At 57.1% G+C, this 22438-nt stretch carries 16 protein-coding genes; 9 read left to right on the top strand and 7 right to left on the bottom strand.

Annotated features, from left to right (window positions below; all coding sequences use genetic code 11):
* The first annotated feature begins 30 nt into the window (after positions 1 to 30).
* The gene (locus J3U88_RS16570; protein ID WP_207860041.1) at positions 31 to 1167 is read left to right on the top strand and encodes an aminotransferase class V-fold PLP-dependent enzyme; all 1137 of its coding nucleotides are present in this window, start codon (positions 31 to 33) and stop codon (positions 1165 to 1167) included.
* A gap of 24 nt (positions 1168 to 1191) precedes the next feature.
* Here J3U88_RS16570 and J3U88_RS16565 read toward each other — a convergent pair whose 3' ends face one another.
* The 3 genes from J3U88_RS16565 to xseA all read right to left on the bottom strand — a co-directional run bounded on the left by J3U88_RS16565 (position 1192) and on the right by xseA (position 3890).
* Positions 1192 to 2079, bottom strand: a complete 888-nt coding sequence (locus tag J3U88_RS16565) for a polyprenyl synthetase family protein (protein ID WP_207860040.1) — start codon at positions 2077 to 2079, stop codon at positions 1192 to 1194.
* Between the two features lie 47 nt (positions 2080 to 2126).
* A complete protein-coding gene (xseB, locus tag J3U88_RS16560) occupies positions 2127 to 2378 on the bottom strand; it encodes an exodeoxyribonuclease VII small subunit (protein ID WP_207860039.1) in 252 nt (83 codons plus the stop codon).
* Positions 2379 to 2507: 129 nt separating this feature from the next.
* Complete coding sequence (gene xseA, locus J3U88_RS16555) at positions 2508 to 3890, bottom strand: exodeoxyribonuclease VII large subunit (protein WP_207860038.1); 1383 nt, start codon at positions 3888 to 3890, stop codon at positions 2508 to 2510.
* A gap of 812 nt (positions 3891 to 4702) precedes the next feature.
* On the opposite strand from xseA, the gene J3U88_RS16550 reads away from it, so the two are divergent.
* The 6 genes from J3U88_RS16550 to J3U88_RS16525 all read left to right on the top strand — a co-directional run bounded on the left by J3U88_RS16550 (position 4703) and on the right by J3U88_RS16525 (position 12248).
* Positions 4703 to 5881 carry a class I SAM-dependent rRNA methyltransferase gene (locus J3U88_RS16550; RefSeq protein WP_207860037.1) on the top strand — a complete coding sequence of 393 codons (1179 nt, stop codon included), beginning with the start codon at positions 4703 to 4705 and terminating at the stop codon, positions 5879 to 5881.
* 114 nt (positions 5882 to 5995) lie between these two features.
* Positions 5996 to 7063 carry a tRNA preQ1(34) S-adenosylmethionine ribosyltransferase-isomerase QueA gene (gene queA, locus J3U88_RS16545; protein ID WP_207860036.1) on the top strand — a complete coding sequence of 356 codons (1068 nt, stop codon included), beginning with the start codon at positions 5996 to 5998 and terminating at the stop codon, positions 7061 to 7063.
* A complete protein-coding gene (locus J3U88_RS16540) occupies positions 7060 to 8013 on the top strand; it encodes a peptidylprolyl isomerase (protein ID WP_207860035.1) in 954 nt (317 codons plus the stop codon). Before queA ends, J3U88_RS16540 begins: the two co-directional genes overlap by 4 nt.
* 230 nt (positions 8014 to 8243) lie before the next feature.
* Positions 8244 to 9299 (top strand): DUF2786 domain-containing protein, encoded by a 1056-nt coding sequence (locus tag J3U88_RS16535; RefSeq protein WP_207860034.1) that lies wholly within the window; start codon positions 8244 to 8246, stop codon positions 9297 to 9299.
* A gap of 188 nt (positions 9300 to 9487) precedes the next feature.
* Complete coding sequence (pap, locus tag J3U88_RS16530; RefSeq protein ID WP_207860033.1) at positions 9488 to 10984, top strand: polyphosphate:AMP phosphotransferase; 1497 nt, start codon at positions 9488 to 9490, stop codon at positions 10982 to 10984.
* Between the two features lie 577 nt (positions 10985 to 11561).
* Complete coding sequence (locus tag J3U88_RS16525) at positions 11562 to 12248, top strand: DUF429 domain-containing protein (RefSeq protein ID WP_207860032.1); 687 nt, start codon at positions 11562 to 11564, stop codon at positions 12246 to 12248.
* Positions 12249 to 12316: 68 nt separating this feature from the next.
* On the opposite strand, the gene J3U88_RS16520 is transcribed toward J3U88_RS16525, so the two are convergent.
* Positions 12317 to 12967, bottom strand: a complete 651-nt coding sequence (locus J3U88_RS16520; RefSeq protein ID WP_207860031.1) for an SRPBCC family protein — start codon at positions 12965 to 12967, stop codon at positions 12317 to 12319.
* Between the two features lie 425 nt (positions 12968 to 13392).
* Positions 13393 to 16899: a vitamin B12-dependent ribonucleotide reductase gene (locus J3U88_RS16515; protein ID WP_207860030.1), complete on the bottom strand. Its 3507-nt coding sequence runs from the start codon at positions 16897 to 16899 to the stop codon at positions 13393 to 13395.
* 998 nt (positions 16900 to 17897) lie between these two features.
* Here J3U88_RS16515 and J3U88_RS16510 point away from each other — a divergent pair.
* A complete protein-coding gene (locus tag J3U88_RS16510; protein ID WP_207860029.1) occupies positions 17898 to 20075 on the top strand; it encodes a ComEC/Rec2 family competence protein in 2178 nt (725 codons plus the stop codon).
* Between the two features lie 283 nt (positions 20076 to 20358).
* On the opposite strand, the gene J3U88_RS16505 is transcribed toward J3U88_RS16510, so the two are convergent.
* On the bottom strand, positions 20359 to 20664 hold the full coding sequence (locus tag J3U88_RS16505) for a hypothetical protein (RefSeq protein ID WP_207860028.1): 306 nt from the start codon (positions 20662 to 20664) through the stop codon (positions 20359 to 20361).
* On the opposite strand from J3U88_RS16505, the gene J3U88_RS16500 reads away from it, so the two are divergent.
* A complete protein-coding gene (locus J3U88_RS16500) occupies positions 20656 to 21258 on the top strand; it encodes a response regulator (RefSeq protein WP_207860027.1) in 603 nt (200 codons plus the stop codon). The two genes, J3U88_RS16505 and J3U88_RS16500, sit on opposite strands and share 9 nt — an antisense overlap.
* 158 nt (positions 21259 to 21416) lie before the next feature.
* Here the strand turns inward: J3U88_RS16500 and J3U88_RS16495 are convergent, their stop codons facing one another.
* Positions 21417 to 22430: a 2-oxoacid:ferredoxin oxidoreductase subunit beta gene (locus J3U88_RS16495; RefSeq protein WP_207860026.1), complete on the bottom strand. Its 1014-nt coding sequence runs from the start codon at positions 22428 to 22430 to the stop codon at positions 21417 to 21419.
* Positions 22431 to 22438: the final 8 nt, after the last annotated feature.

Here is a 22438-nt window from a genome sequence, read left to right as displayed (position 1 = left end):
GCCGCCGGGTTGCGAGGAAAAGAGAACGTCGTGATTTATTTTGACAACAACGCCACCACCGCCGTGACCGAACCCGTTCACCAGGCCATGCTGCCTTTTCTCACCGAACACTACGGCAATCCTAGTTCGATTCACCAAATCGGGAATCAGGCCCGCGTCGCCGTGGAACAAGCACGGGGACGGGTGGCCAAGGCGATTGGGGCACGTCCCTCCGAAATCACCTTTTGCGGCTCCGGTTCCGAGGCCGACAACCACGCCTTGTGTGGGGTGGTCATGCGGGCCAAGGAAGAAGACAAACTCAATCCGCGCAGCAACATCGTCATCACCGCCATTGAGCATCCCGCCGTCAAAAAGACCGCCGAATGGTTGGGCGGCTTTTTTGATGTTCAGGTTCGCACCGTGCCCATGCAGTTCGAAAAGGGGACCGTTTCTCTTCAGCCTTTTGAGGATGCGATTGATGCGGACACCTTGGTGGTGAGTGTCATGATGGCCAATAACGAGTCGGGTTTGGTTTTGCCCGTTGCCGAAATCGCCGCCCTTGCTAAAGGGCGCGGGGCGCTGGTCCATTGCGACGGCGTGCAAGCCCTGGGGAAACTCCCAGTCGACGTCAAAAAGCTGGGCGTGGATATGTTTAGTTTGTCCGCCCACAAATTCCACGGTCCCAAGGGCGTTGGGGCATTGTTCATAAAACGCGGTGTCAAACTCACCGCGCTGATGCACGGTGGCTCCCAAGAGAGCGGGCGCCGTGCCGGTACGGAAAATCCCGCCGGGATTGTGGGCATGGGTGTTGCCGCCGAGTTGGCCGCCGCCCAGGATACCGCCTCGATTGCCGCCAAGCGGGATCGTTTTGAGGCCGGTTTACGCGAGCGCTTCGGTGATCGATTGGTCGTCAACTTTGCCGACCTGCCGCGCACGCCCAACATCAGTTCTGTTCAGTTCAAAGGCGCCGACGGAAATCTGTTGCTGATTATGATGGATCAAAACGGTTTGTGTGCCTCGACCGGTTCTGCCTGTAGCTCCGGGTCGCTGTCCGTGAGTTCCGTTTTGTTGGGGATGGGGCTCAAGGAACACGCGGCGAAGGGAACCATCCGCTTTTCTTTGTCGCACCTAACCACCGACGCTGAAATTGACGCCGCGCTGGATGCCGTGGCGGCCTCGCTGAAGTAATGGGGCGAGACCGCGCAACCGGTGCTAATGATCGCGATGGCGCACGTAACGGACGATTTCTTCGAGGTACTCTAGTGGGCGCGATACCGCTTTGAGGGCCGCGAGGGCTTCGTCCAGTAGCTTGTCCGCGTAATCGTGTGCTTCATCGGAACCCATGATTTTGGGGAAGGTCGCTTTATCCTGGCCGGCGTCTTTGCCGGATGTTTTACCCAAGGTGGCGCTGTCCGATTCCTCGTCGAGCAGGTCGTCCACCACTTGAAACAACAGGCCCAGTTTTTCCGCGAACTGGGTTAGCGCGTTGAGGTCGCTTTCGGAGACCTCGGCCAAATGGGCACCGAGGCGCACGCAGAATCGGAGCAGGGCGCCGGTCTTGCGTTGGTGGAGCAGTTCGAGATGTTCGAGTGAGGTGTCCTTGCCGGTCTGGGCCAAGTCCATAATTTGACCCGCGACCATGCCCCGTTTGCCAACCGCTTGGCAAAACTCAACCATCACCTGGTTGCGTTTCTCGGCGCTTAAGCTGGGGTGTGGTGCGCCGGACAGCAGCAGGAACGACTCACTGTGAAGCGCGTCGCCCGCCAGAATGGCGTTGGCTTCCCCGAAGATGATGTGGTTGGTGGGTTTGCCGCGGCGCATGTCGTCATCGTCCATGCAGGGTAAATCGTCGTGGATCAGTGAGTAGGTGTGCAGGAATTCAGAGGCCAGCGCAAAGGGGATTGCCGCCTCGGGGTCGCCGCCGTATTCCGCGACCACCACCATCGTCAATAAGGGGCGCAAGCGTTTTCCACCCGCCAGGAGCGTGTACTCCATGGCGCGGTCCAGTGGATTGCACGTCATGTCTTTGTCGGCGAAATAACGCACCAATTCTGTGTCGACGCGGTCAATCCAATGCTGTAATTGTTCGTTGTCGTTCATGGGTGTTGTCCTCAAAAAAATCGGCTAAGCGTCAGTTTGCGCTTCATCTAAGCGTCAGCTTGCGCTTCGAAGGGTTCGGTTTCCATGATGTCCTGTCCCGCCTGGGTCAACAGCTCAATGCGTTCTTGAGCTTGTTCCAACGTCTTGTGAAGCGAGGCACTTAACTTAATGCCGTCCTCGTAAAAGCCAATCGCTTCTTCCAAGGGGACGTCGGTTGCATCCAATTTCTCGACGATCTGTTCCAACAGCGCCAGGCGTTCTTCAAAACCAGGTTGCTTGTCGGGGGTCTGTTGTTCCATTGCCGGCTCCCTTGCCGCCCGCGGCGGCGCCTTATCTTTGCATATCCGGGTCACCGGGCCAAGTCGTTCCTCCGGCATTGCTGAAACCGCCCCCGGCGCAAGGTGGAACGGCGCGACCCGTCCCATGACTTAAAACAATTCGTCCTGAACTTGTTCCCGGGGTTTCTCAATCACCCGCGCGGCGAGTTCGCCTTCCGCCAAGCGTAGTTTTAAGACTGACCCGACCTTGACTGCCCCGGGTCGGCGCACCACCTGTTCCCGGTCGTCAAAGACCACCGCATAGCCCCGGTTCAAAATCTTTAGGGGCGACAAGTCCTCGAGTCTGGCCATGGTGGCGCCGGCGCGTTGGCGGGCGCGTTCCAGCCGCAACGCCATATTTTGGTTCAGGGCGTTATCGGCTTGTTTTAACCGTTGCTCCAACAGGTTGAGGCGATTTTGGAGGCGCTGTACCTGCAGGCGTTCATCAAGGCGATGTAGTTGCCGTTCGCCGCCGTAAACCCGCTGGGTGATTGCCTGTTTCATGCGGTACTCGGCGTCGCTGACCGCCCGGCCCGCTTCATTGATGCGCGACCGGACCCGTACAAAAATGGGGTTCGATTCAGAGATGGTGATCCGCGACTTGTAGTACAGCAACCGTTGCTGCATCAAGCGGCCCATGCGTTGAACCAGTGAATCCAGGGTTTTGCGGTACTCGTTTTTGGTTTGCACCACCAGTTCGGCCGCGTTGGAGGGGGTTGCCGCGCGCACATCGGCCACAAAATCGGAGATGGTGAAATCGACCTCGTGGCCGACCGCCGAAACAATCGGCGTTTTGGCCGCAAAAACCGCACGGGCCAGGACCTCTTCGTTAAACGCCCACAGATCTTCCTCCGAGCCGCCGCCGCGCCCGATAATGATCACGTCACAACCGCCGCGCGAATCCAAAAACTGCACGCCCTCGGCGACTTCTTCCGCCGCGCCTTGGCCTTGCACCCGGGCCGGATAGATCAACACATGCAGGCCGCCGTGACGGTGGTGAAGCACGCGCAGCATGTCGCGAATCGCCGCGCCCGTGGGTGAGGTGACGATGCCGATCTTGGTTGGCAGCAGCGGCAAGGGTTTCTTGTGTTCCGCGTCAAACAAACCCTCGGCGCGTAATTGCAGTTTAAGCCGCTCGAACTCAGCCCTTAATTTGCCCAGCCCCATCTCTTCGATGCGGTCCACAATCAAATTGTATTCCCCGCGCGGCGGGTACACGCTCAGCGTACCGCTCACCAGAACCTGCATGCCGTCACGGGGTCGGAAGGTGACGCGTTGCGCCGAGGATCGCCACATATTGGCGCGAATTTGAGCGCGCTCATCTTTAAGACTGAAGTACCAGTGCCCGGAACCCGCCGCCTTAAAATTGGAAATTTCACCGCTCAGCCAAATGCGCGGCAAGGCCTCGATACGGTCGCGCACCAATTGCGTGATTTGAGAAACGGAAAGCGGGTTCTGGCGGTTGGCGCCATTATGGTTCGCGGTTGGGTACATGGTCACTCGTTTCGCGGCGCGCGCCGTCACAAGCGGCGGGCCTGGTCGCGTTGGGGAATTGACGCGGGAAGGCGCCTCGTGGGTGCAGTCTTAACACAAAGCCGCGCTTTTGGACAGGGCGGGCGCACCACCCGGGACCGCTCGAAAAAAAGACCGATACGACGGGTGTCGCATCGGTCCGATGTTGCGCACGAAGATTATTGCTGAGCGCTTTGCCGACGCGTGTCCCGGGGGCGGAGCCCGGCCGGAAACGCGTTGTGTGCCGACGGCTGCCGTCGTGGCTCTCGACGGAAGGGTCGACCGGCATGGGAGGCTGACACACCTGGTTCTAGGACCGGGGGTACCGAGGGTCGTTGGAAACCAGGTTGATAAAAAGTGCCTCTATCCCTTAACCCGAAAAAGGAGGGGGGTTTGGGTCACGACCTCGCTAAAAAAGTGAGTCCGGTTTTTTTTACCGCGCGTAGGCCGTCGTCTCGGGGGGGTAGTGACCGCGTTTTTCGTAGGAGAGCCGGGAAATCCAGGCTTTGGGAAACAACCCTTCCATTCTTCGCTTGCCCATCCCGGAAATCAACGGTAAGGTGCTTGTGTATTCCCGTTTCTTTTTCATTTCCATCCCTTTGCTTTGGTTCGATCTCTTCCCGAAAAGCCACTGAAATAAAGTGTTTATGGAACGTTCCGTGCTCCCGATCGGCTTCGCTTTCTCTTGCACCCGGGGCGGTTTGAAGGCCTTGCACCGCCCTGGTTGGGTTGCGCGCGCACCATGAACAAGCCCGGCTTTTGACGCTTATCCGCAAGCTTGTGAGGTTTTCGTTATGGTTGAAGCTGTTGCCGTCCTACCCAATCGCCGGGCCGATATCCTGCGACATTACCGTCACCCCTGGGTTTTCTCTCAAGGTGTAACGAATAAACAGGAGCTTGACGACGTTTCCGTTGTGCGTGTTGCGTCGGAAAAAGATGAGCATTTGGGCTGGGCGTTTTTCCACCCCACCAATGCGATTTGTTTGCGCATGATCTCCTTTGAGCGCGATCCCATGACCGAGAACGCCTGGCGCGAACGCATCCAACGCACCCTCCACATGCGTCGCACCCTGCTTGGTGATCGGGTTGAGGGCTTTCGTTTGATTCACGGGGAAAACGATCTTTTTCCCGGCCTAAAGGTCGATCTCTACCGCGATCTGTTGGTCATGCAAGTCATGAGCACCGGTATGGAGCGACAACGCGAACAGATGGCGACCTGGCTTGCTGAAATTTGTGATGCCCGCGCCGTTTACGAACGATCCGAGGGGCACGCGCGCAAGCAGGAAGGTTTGGCGCCGTTTCAAGGTTTTGTCCTCGGTGAAGCGGATTTCCCCGCCGCGTTTCGTGAATACGATCTCACCTTTACCGTTAACCCAACCGCCGCCCACAAAACCGCCTTTTATTTAGACCACCGCAATCAACGCGATTGGTTACGCCAACGCAGCGCTGGCAAAAGGGTGTTGGATGTGTGCAGCTTTACCGGCGGATTCACCCTGGCCGCGCTCCAAGGCGGTGCCGCCATGGTTCATTCCGTCGACCAGTCCCAGGAATACCTCGACGTGCTCGCCGAACACCTTGCCCTCAACAAACTGGACCCGGCACGCCAAAAAAGCACCTGCACCGACATGTTCGACTTGTTAAAGAACAAACCGGACGAAGCCTATGATTTCGTTGTACTTGATATGCCGTCCTTGGCCCGCTCGGCCCGCGCCAAACCCTCCGCCCTGCGCACCTACCGCAAGTTGCACCAACTGGTGTGTGCTTGGCTCAAACCCGGCGGCATCCTGCTCACCTTCTCCTGCTCCAAGGTGGTTGACCGCTCCGATTTCCGCCAAAGTATTTTTCTCGGTTTGCGCGACTGTAACCGCGAGGGTCTGCTGATCGAAACCTTCGATTCCGGGGCCGACCATCCCATCCATCTCCAATTCCCGGAAGGGGAGTATTTAAAAGGTTACGCCATTTACTTGAAATAGAACCAGACAACCCGTGCGCGGCAGCGCCCTCGCCGTTCCCCGCGGGCTACACTTGAAATATCCTCGCTTCCTTGGCAGAATCGGGGCTTTGGCCGCCGGGCCGAGGGATGTTTCATGGCTACCTACCGACTCGAAGATTACCAATTTGAACTACCGCCGGAGCGGATCGCGCAAACGCCCGCCGCCCGTCGCGACGAAAGCGCCCTGCTGGTTTCCGGCGGGGTAGGGTCTATTCAGCACACCCATTTTCATGCGTTGCCGCGCTACCTGCGCGCGGGTGATGTCTTGGTACTCAACCAGACCCGGGTGATCAACGCCCGTTGCTTCGGCTACAAAGATACCGGCACCAAAATCGAAATGTTTGTGCTCGGCATGCCGGTTGACCCCGCCGCGACCTGGGTGCTTGCCAAGCCTTCAAAACGGTTGAAGGTCGGCCAAACGCTGCATTTCCGCCAAGCCGACGTCCATGTGGAAATCGTGGAAAAAGGGGCTCTCGGCAAATGGTGTATGGCGTTTCCCTCGTTTGAGGCCCTGCAGGCCGTGATGGCCGGCGACGGTGAATTGCCCTTGCCGCCCTACATCAAACGCGAAACCGGGCCCGGGCAGGACGATTACGACCGTTACCAAACCGTGTTTGCCCGTGAACTTGGGGCCGTGGCCGCGCCCACCGCCGGCCTGCATTTTACCGACGCCTTGTTGGCGCAGGTGGAGGCCCTGGGGGTGACCGTCGCCAAGGTGACCCACCATGTCGGTATCGGCACCTTCAAGCCGCTGATTGCCGAGGATGTACGGGAACACATCATGGAGGGCGAGCAATACACGATGACGCCCGAAACCGCGGCACTCCTGGCGCAGGCCAAGCAGGAGGGGCGCCGCATCATCGCTGTCGGCACCACCTCCACCCGTTGTTTGGAAGCAAACTTGCAACAGTTCGGGTGTTTTACCGCCGGAACCCATGTGACCGATTTGTACATCTACCCCGGTTACCGGTTTTTGGCACTCAACGGATTAATTACCAATTTCCACTTGCCGGGCTCTTCGCTGATTCTGTTGGTTTCGGCGTTGATGGGCCGCGAGCGTATCATGCACATTTACGAGCAGGCGCTCGAACGAGATTATCGGTTCTACTCTTACGGCGACGCCATGTTGTTGCTGCCGGATGAAGGAGATTTGTCCCTATGATTCAACGAAGCGTTTCCGTGCGTGCCTTTTCGCGCGCTTTTTTGCTCCTCTTGGTTGCGACCGCCGGGTCAGTCTTCGCCAACGAAGTCCCCCAGTACTTCGTCAAAGTCATTCAACCGCGCACCCTGTTTGCACAAAACGAACCCATCCCCATTATCTTGCGGGTCGGGAACCAGTCGGAGCGCAACATGCGCACGCGCAAATTGCCCGACGTGCTGGGGTCGATTGTGGTGAAGAAGGGGGACAAGCGGTTGAAACTCGATCCCAAGTTCAAAACCAAGGACTTGTTCAAACGCTTGAACATCCTGGAGATGGGCGCCCATAAAGACTTTCGCCTCAACATCAAACGCCTGTTCCCCGAAATGGAAGAGGGCGGTGTTTTCTCCATTGGCTACAGGGACAAAATTTACGACCTGACCATGAAAAACATCCGCATCGCCAAAGTGGACTTGCCGCCGATGGACGCCCATTTCGTTTTGAAAACCTCCATGGGCGACATCACCATCAAGCTGCACGAGGACCAAACACCCCGTCACGCCCGCAACTTTGCCGTCCTGTCCGCCATTGATTTCTATAAAGACATGATCGTGCATCGCGTCGACAAGGGTTTTGTGATGCAGACAGGTGATCCGCTTGGTGACGGTTCCGGCGGCAGCGGTTACCACCTGATGTTGGAAAACACGCCGCTGCTGAAACACAAAAAGTACACCGTCGGCGCGGCGCGGGCCAATGACCGTGATTCCGCCAACTCCCAGTTTTATATCTGCCTTGAGGATTCGCCTTATCTGGACAACGATTACACCGTCTTTGGTGAGGTCGTGGCCGGGTTTGACGTCGTTGACGCCATCGGCGCGGTTCGTACCACCGGCCGCGAGGGCAAGCCGCCCAACCGTCCCCTGGACGAAATCGCCTTTGAAAAAGTGGAGATTGTTCCTCAGGGCAAAAACTGAGGAACGTGTTAGCTAAAGTGTGCGATTCGGGTGGATGCAATTGTGCAAGTATCGGCGCAGGACGCGCCGAGGGTTGGAGCGAAAGGTGTTGGAAAAAGTGCACCGGGGTCGCGCACGACGCGTACCTGGAAGGTACGTCGCGCATTTTTACTGCACCTTGCAGCCCAACGGATTGTGCAAGTACACCGCCAAGAATCGCTCACTTTAGGTGTTAGCTTGCGAGGTACAACATGACCCATCAAGCCGGTTTACATCGGTTGTTTAGCGAGTTTCTCGCCAAGAACTGGCAGGAATACAACCTGCACCACCTGCGCGGCCAATTGAATCAGCCGAGTTTCCTTTTGGACCCAGGGCGGAAGCGTTTGGGATTCTGGGAAAAAGGTTCGCGGACCATCGGCATGTCGCTCGAACTCATGCTGAACCACAGCCAGGAAGAAGTCCTGGATACGCTGAAACACGAAATGGCGCATCAGTATGCCGACGAGGTGTTGTTGCCGCGGGGCGTGGCCGAAACACCGCACGGTTCCGCCTTCCGTTATGCCTGCCGCCAGTTGGGCATTGATACCAGCGCCCGCTACCAACCCAGCGGCGAGGCCTCGCCTTTGGTGCGGCGCATCGAAAAATTATTGCGCCTCGCCGAAAGCCAAAATTTTCACGAGGCCGAGGCCGCCATGGCCAAAGCCCGCACCCTCATGGAAAAGTACGAGGTGGAGATCGGTATTGAACAAACCGAGTACCGCTATGCGTACATCGGCAAACCCATGGTACAGCGTTCCACCGTCAACAAGGTGTTGTCCTCGCTGCTCCAGCAGTTTTTTCAGGTGCGCATCGTTTGGTTACCCAGCGAGCTGCTTGTTTCCCAAAAAAAGGTGTGGATCATGGAAGCCATGGGTTCGGCCGCCAACCTTGAAATCGCCCAGTACGTCCATGCCTACCTGTTGCGCGAGTTGGAGCACCTGTGGAACCAACATCGCCGCCGTCGCCCCGATCAAAAAGGCCGCTCGTTAAAGCGTGACTTCCAAATCGGGGTGCTGCTTGGGTTTCAGGGTAAGCTGGCCGCGGATCAAGAAACCTCGCTTAATGCGGCCGGAAAATCCCTCATGCACCTGAAGCAAGAAAAGTTAGAAGGTTTTATGCGTGACCGCTACCCTCGGCTCGCCCGGTCGCGCGCCGGACAATTCCGCAAAACCAGCGCATTTGAGGCGGGCCTTGAACACGGCGGCAACATCGACCTGCGTTCCGGCATCAAACGCGGTCGCAACCGCGGTCGTCTTATCGAGGGATAAGCCTGGCTTTTATTTGCGCATACCGTCTCTGGAGCGGGTCTTTTCCTTCACAAGGCAAGCGTAGCTTATGCATTTTTCTCGCGGGCACCGCGGGGAATGCGCTGAAAAGATTGCAACCGTCACGCCGCTGCTCCATACTCGGAAGCGAACCCCATTTTCACAAATGATTGCCGCGTGTGAGGTCGCCTATGCTGGAAACCTTGGATTTAACCCGTTCCATCGATAAAACAACCTACAAAAGCGAAATGAAAGTGCTGAACCGCGAACTGCGCAAATTACAGCACCAGTGTTGGTCCGCCAATTTACCCGTGGTGATTGTGCTCGAGGGGTGGGCCGCCGCCGGAAAAGGCGCGCTCATCGAACGCATGACCCGCTCCTTGGATCCCCGCGGCTTCGAGGTCCATCCCATATGGCCCGCTGATGAAGAAGAACAGTGTTACCCTTTTCTTTGGCGCTTCTGGCGTCGGCTCCCCCATCGCGGCTCCTTCGGCATTTTTTACCATTCCTGGTACACACGCCTGCTTGAAGACCGGATCTTTGATCGCGTCGAGGAAAACCAAATTCCGCGCGATATAGACCACATCAATAATTTTGAGCGTTTGTTGGTCGACGACGGCTATGTCGTGCTCAAGTTTTGGCTGCACCTCAGCAAAAAAGAACTGAAGGGTCGCCTGAAAGCCTATGGTGAACGGGAAGAACAAGCTTGGCGGGTACGGGACGAGGATTGGGCCCAAGCCAAAAATTACAAAAATTACCGTCGCCTCGCCGAAGAAATGGTCGTCCGCACCAGTAGCGGGGTGGCGCCATGGCTGTTGGTTGAAGCCGACGACCGTTATTGGTGTCGCCTCAAGGTGATGCGCACCATGGTCTCCGCCCTAAAAGGCGCGCTTGAGCGGCGCCTGAAAGCCGCGCCCGCCGATCACCGCATCGCCTTGCCCGTCACCGAAGCGATGCCCTCCGACTTTCTCGCCGGTGTCGATCTCAGTCAAACCCTTTCGCCCGAGCACTATAAAGAACGTTTGGGCAAGGCTCAGGTCAAACTCTTGAGGTTCCAGCGCAAAATTTTTAAAAACAAGGTCCCCGTGTTGGTCTTGTTTGAGGGCTGGGATGCGGCCGGCAAAGGTGGCGCGATTAAACGGCTTACCGCGGTACTGGATCCGCGAAGTTACAAGGTCCACACCTTCGCCAAACCCAGTGAAGAAGCCCTAGCCCATCCCTATTTGTGGCGCTTTTGGCGGCGCATACCGCCCGCCGGCACCATCGGGATCTTCGACCGCAGTTGGTACGGTCGGGTCTTGGTGGAACGGGTTGAAGGTCTTGCCGGTGACTGGGAATGGCAACGCGCTTATCGGGAAATCAATGAATTTGAGACCCAACTGGTCGATGCCGGGGTTGTGCTGGTCAAAATTTGGTTGCATATCGACGGCGACGAACAACTCAACCGTTTTGAGGCGCGCAAGAACAACGAATACAAAAGTTACAAGCTCACCGATGAGGATTGGCGTAACCGGGAGAAGTGGGATTCCTATTATTTGGCCGTAAACCAAATGATTCAAAGGACAACGACTGTACGTACCCCTTGGACTTTGGTTGCCGGGAACGACAAACTTCACGCAAGAGTAAAAGTTATTGAAACATTAACGGATGCTTTAGAGGTCGGTTTGGCGCGCCATTGCCGCCGTTAATACCTGTCCCTGGATGCGTTTTCGAGAATCAGCGGCGCAAAAAAAAATAGCCCGACGATGAAGGTCGTCGGGCAACTCCCCGCTGGCAGTGGGAAAAAAATCAAGCCACTAAGTAGTGCTCTCGAAATTTGCTCTCGTACAGGTTTCAACCTCATGCCACGGTAGCGTGTTGACCACCGTCGTGCATCAGGTTGTCCCCAATGTAAAAGATGCGTGTTTTCCCTTCAACGGGTGATGTCCCGAGCGGCGGGATTCGCGTTGCGAAGCAACCTTCCATGTGTGAATGGTGGGATTTCTTGTTGTGATTGGTGGTTTGACCACCGGGGCGCTGTTGGCGGCGGCTAAATCGCGCCATAAAAGGGGGGTCGGCACCCTTCGCGCGGGAGGAACGAAGTACTCGGTTAGGTAAAATCGCAACCCGGCGTCACCCTCCGTTCGCGGTGGATTCGTTTGGCACGCCTGTGCTTTGCGTGGTCCCTTGGATCCAGCGCTCAAAGCCGCGAACCCTCTTGCAAAAAAATGACCGCGGCCGAACGGGTATAATCAGCGTTTAAACCAGAGGAATGAAGGAGCGGCTATGTGGCTTGCCGGTGTGGACGGGTGTCGTACGGGTTGGATCGCCGTTTTAGCAAGGCTTGAAGCCGGTCAACTCACGGATTGGCGACCGCGGCATATGCCCGCGATTGAAGGGATTGAGACGCTGGCGGAACAGCCGCGGTGGGTTGCGCTGGATATTCCCATCGGCCTGTTGGAACATCCCCAAAAAGGCGGCCGTTTGGCCGATCAGACCGTGCGTCGCGCCTTGGGACGGCCCCGTGCTTCCAGTGTATTTTCCCCACCCGCGCGGTCCGTATTTACGGAAAAAGCCTTTCGTGCCGGATTGGGGATTTCGCTGCAGGGTTTCCACATCATGCCCAAGATTCGCGAGGTCGACGCCTGGATCGACCCCGACAAACAAAAGCGTGTTTTCGAGGCGCATCCCGAATGGGCGTTTGCCCAATTGGCGGGTGCGCCGATCCAGCACCCGAAAAAAAAGAAAGTGGGCCGAGCGGCGCGTTTGGCCGTCCTTGAGCAATGTTGCCCCGCGTTTGGCGCCTGGTACGGCGCACTCGGCCGCTTACCGCGCGGCGTGGCCCGGGACGACCTCATCGATGCCGCCGTTCTGGTCCTCACCGCGCGACGTCGCGCATTGGGTTGCGCCGCGCGTGCCCCGCAAGATCCGCCGCGAGACGCCCGCGGCCTACTCATGGAAATCTGGGGTTAACCCATCTGGAAAAAAGGCACGCCTCTCCTGGGAGGGCGTGCCTTTTGGGTTTTGAAGCAAGGGGGCGGTTACTTGTCGACCGGCTGTCCTTCTTTTTGGTCGGTTTCGTTCGACGGGGGTTCCATGACCGCGGGGGTTTCGCTTTCGATTTTGGCCGGGGCGGCGTCCGCTTCGAGGGCTTCCGGTTTGGATTCAACCCATTTTTTCATGTTGCTGAGGCCCGCTTCGAAATCGGGGCCGACCATGCTGTCCATGTTCATGGCGAACAATTTATTGATGGGGTTGCCGCCGACATCACCTTCGTTTAACCAAGTGACGCGGGTGACCTCGGGCGAGACTTCTTCCACCTTCATGATGACCTCGGAGGCCATGTCGAAATCGGGGAAGTACAGGCGATAGGTGACCGATTTGTCCAGTTCGGTGGCCAGGCATTCCATTTCACCGCTCCCTTGGCTTTCGGATTGCCAGGCTGATTTGGAACCGATGCCGGTGTCGGGACCGGAATAGGTAATCTCCATGTTGGGATCGCGTTCGGCCCAAATCATCCAGTGTTTCCAGTTTTTGAGTTTGTTGACGGCGGGGAAGACATAGGCTTTCGGTGCGCTGATTTCTATGGAACGCGCGACACTAAAGTCGGAGGGGGCGACAAACACAAGGAAGGCCACGAAGAACAATAGGGCGGCAACGAGACCGCCGAGAACGATTTTGACGACTTTCATATAAGTACCTCTAATTGGTAAACCTTTCGATGGAAGCGGCAGGTAACTAAGACACACCACGCCGCAATGACCCTCCCACGAGGTGCGCGGTCTCGCCGAGGTATGGGGCCGACCCTAGCCCGCATTTCTCACAAGAAGTTCTGCTACGAAGCCGAATCCTTGTGAGAAATGCGGGCTAGTTGGGTTCCCCGCGGCGGTCGATACCGAACGGAGGGTGCTGGAGTGAAAATGCTGAAGCAGTCTCCTATCATACCTGAACGATTGAGGTCCGGCGCCTTCGACCGCTGTTTTGTCTTTTTTTCAGTTTTGCCAATAAAAAAGCCCGCCGGTGAGGCGGGCTTTTTTGGCTAATTCCTCGCGGTTCCCGCGAGAAAAGAGCGTAATGCAAGCGCAGCTTGCGTTATGAAGTGCTTGAAAAGCGAGGGTTAGCTGCAGCCGGTGGTGGAACCACAGGTGTCGCACTTGAGACAGGTGCCGTTGCGAACCAGGGTCAAGTTGCCACATTCGGGGCAGGGATCGCCTTCGTAACCTTTGAGGCGGGCGACCTGTACCGTTTGCTGTTGTTTGGTTTGCGCGGTTTCGGTGATTTGCTGCGCGGTTTCAGCCACCACCTTGGAGTATTCCCAATCCATGTCGTCCATCGGTTCTTCGGAGGAAACACCGGTGTCAGGCGTTTCCTCCTCCACCGGGGGGACGTGGGCGTATTCCGTGCGGTGGAGATAGGTCAGGCCCAATTCGCGGAAGACGAAATCGATGACGGAGTCACAGAACTTGACGTGGTCGTGACCGTAAACGGGACCAGAGGGTTCAAACTTGGTGAACACGAAAGCGTCCAGATACTCTTCGAGCGGCACGCCGTACTGAAGGCCGAGGCTGACGGCGATGGCGAAACAGTTCATCAGGCTGCGGAACGAGGCGCCTTCGCGGTGCATGTCGAGAAAAATCTCGCCCAAGCGACCGTCGGGATATTCGCCCGTGCGCAAATAAAGCTTGTGACCGCCGATGGTGACCTTCTGCGTGTAGCCGCCACGGCGGTTGGGCAGTTGGTGGCGCTGGTGGCGGGTGTACATTTTGGTGAGTTGTTCCGCGGCTTTCTCGACCTTGGCTTTTTTGGCGACCGGTTCTTCCGCCGGTTCGGCAAAAACATCCTCGGCTTGGGTCGACAGCGGTTGGCTCAGCTTGGAGCCGTCGCGGTACAGCGCGATGGCTTTCAAACCTTGGGTCCAGGCGAATTCGTAAATCGATTTAACCTCTTCGACCGTGGCCTCGTTGGGCATGTTGATCGTTTTGGAGATCGCGCCGGAAATGAAGGGTTGGGCGGCGGCCATGATGTTGACGTGGCCTTTGGCGGAAATGTAGCGTTTGCCTTTGGTGCCGCACTTGTTGGCGCAGTCGAAGACAGCGTAGTGTTCGTGCTTCAACTCGGGCGCGCCCTCAATGGTCATGGTGCCGCAGCAGAATTCGTTGGCCGCGGCGATGTCTTCCGCGCTGAAACCCAGGTGACGCAGCAGGTCGAAATCCCAGTTGTCCAACAACTCTTTGTTGACCTTGAGGGTTTCGGTCATAAAGTCGTCGCCCAGCGCGTAGCGGTTGAAGGCGAACTTAATGTCGAAAACGGAACCCAGCGATTGTTCCAGTTTGTCCAGAATTGCTTGGGTAAAGCCTTTGGCTTTCAGGGTTTCGTGATTGACGCCGGGGGCGTCCTTCAGGGTGCCGGTCCCTTTGCAGTAATCGGTAATCCCTTTAATTTGGGAGGGGGTGTAACCCAACTTTTCGAGTGCGGTCGGCACCGAGCTGTTGATGATTTTGAAGTAACCGCCGCCGGCGAGTTTCTTGAACTTAACCAAGGCGAAGTCGGGTTCGATGCCGGTGGTGTCGCAATCCATGACCAGGCCGATGGTGCCGGTGGGCGCAATCACCGTGGTTTGTGCGTTGCGGTAGCCGTGTTCCTCACCCATTTTGAGGGCGTCGTCCCACACCTTTTTGGCGGCGTTGAGCAGGTAGGCCGGGCAGTTGCCCGCGTTGATGCCCACGGGTTTGACGTCGAGCCCCTCGTATTCCTCGGAATCGACGTTGTAGGCCGCACGACGGTGGTTGCGCATCACGCGCAACATGTCGTCCTTGTTGTCCGCGTAACCGGGAAAGGGTCCCAGTTCTTTTGATAGCTCGGCCGAGGTTTTGTAGCTGCTGCCGGTCATGATCGCGGTAATGGCACCGGTCAGGGCCAACGCGCGGTCGGAGTCGTAAGGAATGCCGCTGACCATCAGCATGGCGCCGATGTTGGCGTAACCCAAGCCAAGGGTGCGGTAACGGTAGGATTTGGCGGCGATCAAGTAGCTGGGGTATTGCGCCATCATAACCGAGATTTCGAGAACGACGGTCCAGAAGCGGCAAACCTCTTGGAAGCGTTTGGTATCGAAACGGCCGTTGCTCACGTCGAGGAATTTGATCAAGTTGACCGAGGCCAGGTTGCAGGCCGTGTCGTCGAGGAACATGTACTCGGAGCAAGGGTTGGAGGCGTTGATGCGACCGCTGTTGGGGCAGGTGTGCCATTCATTAATCGTGGTGTCGAATTGCAGACCGGGATCCGCGCTCTGCCACGCCGCGATGGACACCCGTTCCCAGAGTTCTTCGGCGGGGATGGTGCGGGTCACTTTTTTGGTGACCCGTGCCGTCAGATCCCAATCCTGTTGGTTCTCAACTGCTTTCATAAAGTTGTTGGTGATACGGATGCTGTTGTTGCTGTTCTGGCCGCTGACGGTGGCGTAGGCTTCGGATTCCCAGTTGACGTCGTACACGTCGAATTCCATTTCACGGTAGCCTTGCGCGCACAGTTGCAACACGCGGTTGATGTAGGACTTGGGAACAAATTGCTTGGCCGCTTCGACCATGGCCTTGCGCAGGCTGTCGTTTTTGTAGGGATCGGTCGCGGGTTTGTTCTCGTCGCCGCCCGCCCAGGCCGCGTCAAATACCGCTTTGAGCGACTGTTTACACATTTGGCTGCCGGCCACGAGTGAGGCTACCTTCTGTTCTTCCGTCATTTTCCATTCGACGAATTCCACGATATCGGGGTGATCGATGTCGAGCGTGACCATCTTGGCGGCGCGACGGGTGGTGCCGCCCGATTTGATGGCGCCGGCGGCGCGGTCGCCGATTTTGAGGAACGACATCAGGCCGGAGGATTTACCGCCGCCGGAGAGGGGTTCGCCCAGGGCGCGAATGGCGCTGAAATTGGTGCCGGTACCGCTGCCGTATTTAAAGAGACGCGCTTCACGGGTCCAGAGATCCATGATGCCGCCCTCGTTCACCAAGCTGTCGTCGACACTCTGAATGAAGCAGGCGTGGGGTTGGGGATGGGTGTAGGCGTCCTCGGAGGCATTGACCTCGCCGGTGGCGGGATCGGCGTAGTAGTGGCCTTGGGCGGGGCCGTTAATGCCGTAGGCCCAGTGCAAGCCGGTGTTGAACCACTGTGGTGAGTTCGGGGCGACCATTTGACGGGCCAACATGTGACAGAGTTCGTCGTAAAAAACTTGGGCGTCGTTTTCGGTATCGAAATAGTTATGTTTCCAGCCCCAGTAAGTCCAGCAGCCCGCGAGACGGTTAAACACTTGGCGCGCGTCCGTTTCCATGCCGTATTGTTGGTTTTCCGGCAGCAATTCCAAGGCTTCCTCATTGGGTTGCGATGCTTGCAGCCATTGTGGAACGCCTTCTTCCTGCATGCGCACGACGTGCGCGGGGACACCGGCTTTACGGAAGTATTTTTGGGCAAGTACATCGACGGCGACTTGCGACCAGTCCTCTGGGACGAGTGCGTCTTCTACGGAAAAAACGACTTTCCCGTCTGGATTGCGGATTTCGGAACTACGGTGGCCAAAAGGGATGTCGCTGTATGGAGAAGCGCCTTTCTTAGTGAATAACCGTTTAAATTTCATGAACCCTGATCCCCTTAAAAAAATTGTCTGTCATAAAAAAGCAAGCTGACGCCAGGGCGAGGTGTGTGAGCTTGCCGAATCGCGTCTACTTGTAGGGTTTGTGTTGACTCGGCGGATTATAGCACCGCATCTAGTGGGAGTAAATAAAAAAGGCCACAACATCTTGTGTGGTGGTTGGTATGAATCCCCAGATCTCGCAGCCTATTGTTTTTCAAAGGTTTGCCCGAAAAAGTGGCTTTCGGTGGTGTGAGAAAAAATGCCGGGTGCGAAAAAAAAACCTGTTTGGGGGCAGGGATTGTGCTTTTGACGCGGCCTTGTCGCTTTTTCCTGTGAGCCGTTCGTGAGCCCGTTGGGACCCCTTTTTTTTAAAGCCGATTGCGGTTGACTGGGGCGCATCGTTCCAACGGGTGTTGGCGATCTAGCCCGTCCGTCGATGAGGTTTCCGTCAGAAAAGCGGAGCCCTGGGTTTTGCGGCATAAGGCTAACGGGGGCGCGGGTTTCAGCCGTTCGGTTCAGTGCGGCCTAGCCAAACCGATGGGTTCTTAACACTGCCTGTTTCATCATCTTGGAGGCTGGTGAAAGGAGGCAAAGTGTTGAAACTAAGGATCTTGAGGCGGTGGCTTGGGCGGTTTAAGGTGCGTTGAATCACGAAAGTGCGGCCTTTGTGGACGAGGTCGAGCATCATAAGCAGAGCAGAAATTACCAAAAACCTGACGGCGATGAAAGAAAAAACCCGGCTTTTTCAAAGGCGATTCTGTGAAAGCTATGGGACTCATAGTGTTCGAATTTGCATTTTTACATTGGCCGTTTGTTGGGTGCTAAAGTGGGTCGACAACCCTTGACAGAACCTCCAGGTTTCGTGGTAAAGCCGGCGGAAAAGCGTGGGGCGTGACGGTCGTCGATGAGGATGACCTTTGCATGAAATGAAAAATAATGAGTGAAAAAATAAATGACGGCGCTAGAATGGTTTTCGTGGGTTCGATCCGAAGTGGGTCGATGTGAAAACGAGACATTTCGAAGTCGCGGCTTTTGTCGCGGTGGTCGCGGGTGCACTGCTTGCCTGGTGTTATGCCGACATGCCCGCCCTACAGCCGTTCGGTTTTTGGGTTGTGTTGGTGGTTGCCGGCTGCCTGTGGTGTGTTCGGCAGCGGCCGTCTGTTGTCTTGATGTTGGTGCCGGTTGGGGCGATATTGGGCGTGTCGGCGGTGGGTGCCCACATGGCCCGCTTGCGGCAGGTCCGGCCCGTACCGGCCGATGCCGGCCGGGTCTTTTTAATTGAAGGTACCGTGCGGGAAATCCGTACCACGGCCCACGGTGCCGTGCTGGTGGTCCGGCGGCCGCATTTTATCCGGCCCCAAGTGCCCTTTCGTCTCAGGCGCTTGGCGGTGTATGTACCGGAACCGCCGCCCGATTGGGCGGACCTCAAGGTGCGGGTCTGGATTCGTCTCAAGACAAGTACCCCGCCTTACACGGTGCCGCACCCGATGCGCCGACTCCAGGAACGGCACCTGCCGCGTTTTGTCGGCAGTGCGACTTCGCCGCGGCTGATGACCTACCAGGGGCGACCGCGTGTATCCTCGGGGCTCAACCCCGCCAACCGTGAGTTGGTTGGCTTGTTCCTTCGCAACGGGGCGGTTCCGATCTGGCGAGAGCGTCTCGGTTGGATGGGCCTGGGGCATCTGCTTTCGATATCGGGCCTGCATTGTGGTTTGGTTTGGTTGTTGTTGAAGTGGTTGCTGGCCTGGGTTCGTAGCCCGGCCCGGCGGACCGGGGCGGCCTGTTGCGGGATGTTGCTCTTTGCGACCCATATGGGTTGGCAGGATTCGGTGGCGCGGGCCACGCTTTTTTTATTGGTGTTTCAGGTTTTGTGGGCGGTGGGGCGACGGCGTTGTTGGTTGCGGGTCTGGTCGGTGCTGACCGCGGTGAGTGTTTTGTTGGACCCGACCTGCCTGTTGCGACAAGGGTTTTGGTACAGCTACGCGGTGAGTTTGGGTTTGGTGGTTGGCTTGGGGCCGGGGGTGGTGCGCTCTCCTTTGGTCCATCCATGGTCGCCACGTTTGCGGTGGTTACGGGCCCTGGCCGCGGCCCAACTGTTTGCGCTTCCGGTGGGTTTGTTGTTTGGGGTGCGGCTTAATTGGGCCGCCTTTTTTTGGAATATGGCGGGTTTTCCCTTGTTGCTCGGTTTGCTCGGATTGTTTGTGTGGGCTATGGCCGGTTTGGTTTCGCCGCGCTGCGCCTGGGTTGTCAACAGCCTTGATGAGCACATCGCCGGTTGGTTCCAGGTGATGCGTCAGAGCGAGGGATTGCTGTGCGAGGTTCGTTTTCCCTGGGAGCCGGCCGTCGTGGTTCTGGCATTGGTCCTGTTGTTCTGCGCCCTTCATTACGGCGGCCGGGAGCGGCGTTGGGTTTTGTGTTTGGTGTTGGTGGCGGCGGGGCGTTGCCATCAAACACCGTTGCAAGGGGCCCGCATGGTGGTGTTAGACGTCGGCCAGGGATCGTGCGCGCTGTTGGTTGCTGAAAACGGTGAGGGCTGGTTACTCGATGCGGGCGGTCGTCTCCCTCCGTTCATTACCTTCGAGCAGGTGTTGCGCCTGTACGGGGTTCGGCGGGTGCGCGGTGGCTTGGTTTCCCATTTCAACCGCGACCATTACGCTTTTTTAGAAACCATGGATCCAGGGGTCCCATTTTGGGTGCCCGCCGCACAACTGCCTTTGTTTGTCGGCCATCCGCTTTTGGGAGAACGACGCTGGCTGGGTGTTGAAGCGGGTGTGCGCGAGACGGTTGGTGCGATGCAGGTGCGGCTGTTGTGGCCGCAAGCGGGGCGTCCCGCGGTCAATGCGAACGAGGGGAGTTTGGTCGCATTGGTGGGGGTTCCCGGCGGCATTGTGCTGGTTCCGGGTGATGCGGGTGTGCTTAGTGAAAGCTACTGGGATCTGCCGCCGCCGCAAGCGCAACAGCGGGTGTTGGTCCTGGGTCACCACGGCAGCCGTTCGGCGACGGGCACGCCGCTGTTGCGCCGTTTTCAGCCGGATTTGGCAGTGGTTTCTTGCGGGCGCAATAATGCTTTTGGGCATCCTCACCCCACGGTGGTGGCGCGGTTGGGGCGTTTTGGGGTGAAGACTTGGGTAACAGCGGAAAGGGGGACGGTCACCTTGTGGCGGCGTGAGGAACCATGATGGGTTTTGTTTGGGTCGTGCTTCTCAAAACGGGTCCGTATGATCACCGTTTTTCAACCCGTGCCGCGGCGAGCCCGTCTTCGCCTGTCATTTTTGTTGAAGTGGTTGAAATGTTGTGTGTTAGCGGTGTTTTTTGCGGCGCTTTTTTGAGGCGGTCTGAAGCGGTGCTGTCGTGACCACCGCATCCCGGTTGGCTTTTTGACGGGTCGATTCGTGAGGTTGGGTCGAAAATGTGGCGGCGGAAGCAGTGGTGAAGATATTGGATCTTGAAAAGGATCATTCTCTAAGTTAAGGTGAATGATCTCGATTGCGCTTTTATCGCGGCTTGGAGCATTGCCCAATGAGGATTGCAGGATGCGGAAAAATCCTTCTTTTTTGATTTTTCTGTTTTTGTGATTTCATCGGCATGTTTGATAAGAGACGAAGCGCGGCTTGGTTTCGGTTTGACCGCGGCCATGTCGCCGGCAAGCGCATGACCGAGCGGTTGCGCCGCGGCGTTCCGCATCGGGTTTTGACGCGTTGCACCACAAGCCGGCGATGATCGTGAAAATGGACTGGTGAAAAACGGGCGGGAACACTCATGGACCATAACTGTAATCGCATCCTGATTGTCGACGACACGAAGGAGATCCACGAGGACTTTCACAAAATCCTTAACTCCAACCGTTCGGCGGTTAACGAAGATCTCAAGCTCATCGAAAGCCAGCTCTTCGACGAAGAGGAAAAACCCTCCAAAAGCGGTTTCGATACCGGGCGGATTGTTTACCGGCTCGATTCGGCCTTTCAGGGTCAGCAGGCGATTGACATGGTGGATCAAGCAGCCGCTGAAGACGACCCCTACTCCCTTATTTTTATGGATGTGCGCATGCCGCCCGGCCTGAACGGGGTCGAGACCATGGAGCGCATTTGGTTGAACCACCCGCTGATTGAAGTGGTCATTGTGACCGCTTATTCCGATTACTCCTGGGAACAGATTCTTGACCGTGTCGGTTCTACCGACCGTCTGATGTTCCTGCGCAAGCCGTTTGACCAAGTGTCGGTCAAACAAATGGCTTTGGCACTAACGAAGAAGTACAGCCTGAACCTCAAGGTTCGCGGCAAAATTGACCGCATCCAACGGGAAATTTCTGAGCGCAACACGCAACTGGAACGCATGCTGAGCGAGCTGAAGGTGATTGATTAACCATCCCGCTTGGCACGAAGTGCCGCGGTTACCCAGTTCCCCAAAAAAAGCCGGCCCCGAGGGACCGGCTTTTTGTCATTTTGGGTCTGCCGCAACGCGTGGGTTAGCCGGCAGTTCTCACAAGGCTTCGTAGCAGAATTCCTCGTGAGAACATCGGGTTAAGCAACACTCCAGGTTTCGCCCGCGTTAAACAGGTCTTCCAATTGACCCTCGCCCGACTTATCTTGTGCGGCCTTGACTTGGGCTTCCAGGGCTTCCTCGTAGCAGGGACGCTCGATTTGGCGGAACACACCGACGGGAACCGGGAATTCGGGATGTTCCATGGCGGCTAAGAAGTTGGCGTAAATCGGCGACTTCTGTTTTGAATCGTGAACCAGCAGTTTGGAAGGATCGCTCTCTTCCGTCAAGGTGCGCACCACCGGGGTTAAACCCTCGAGGAACACGCCTTGTTTGGTTTCCTTGCCCGCGACCAGGGGTTCGCCCTCTTCCAGGTGAATCATTTGGTCTTCGCGTACCTTGCGGTCGTACACGTCGTCAAAGGCGTCTTTGTTGAAAATGACGCAGTTTTGGAAGATCTCCACAAAAGAGGTGCCTTTGTGGGCCGCCGCTTTTTCGAAGGTTTCGGCCATGTGCTTCGGGTTGGCGTCGTAGGTCCGTGCTACGAAGGATGCCTCGGAAGCCAACGCAAAGCGGATCGGGTTGACCGGTTGCTCGACCGAACCCATCGGGCTGGATTTTGTTTGTTTGCCGGTCTCCGAGGTGGGGCTGTACTGACCTTTGGTCAAGCCGTAGATGCGGTTGTTGAACAGCAAAATGTTGATGTCGAAATTGCGGCGCAACGCGTGCAGCAGGTGGTTACCGCCGATGGAAAGACCGTCGCCGTCGCCGGTGATCAGCCAGACACTTAAGTCGGGGTTGGCGATTTTGAGGCCCGCGGCGAAGGAAGGCGCGCGACCGTGGATGGTATGGAAGCCGTAGGTTTCCATGTAGTAGGGGAATCGACTGGAGCAGCCGATTCCGGAGACAAACACAATTTTTTCTTTGGGAATGCCCAACTTGGGCATGGTGCCTTGGATGGCGGCGAGGATGGCGTAGTCGCCACAGCCGGGACACCAGCGCACGATTTGATCCGATTGGAAATCTTTTTTGGTAAGGGTTGCGCCTTTACTCATGGTGTCCT

The sequence above is a fragment of the Acanthopleuribacter pedis genome (assembly GCF_017377855.1).
GTDB lineage: Bacteria > Acidobacteriota > Holophagae > Acanthopleuribacterales > Acanthopleuribacteraceae > Acanthopleuribacter > Acanthopleuribacter pedis.
The sequence above is the reverse complement of the archived record's forward strand: the minus strand, read 5'-3'. Positions and strand labels throughout refer to the sequence as shown.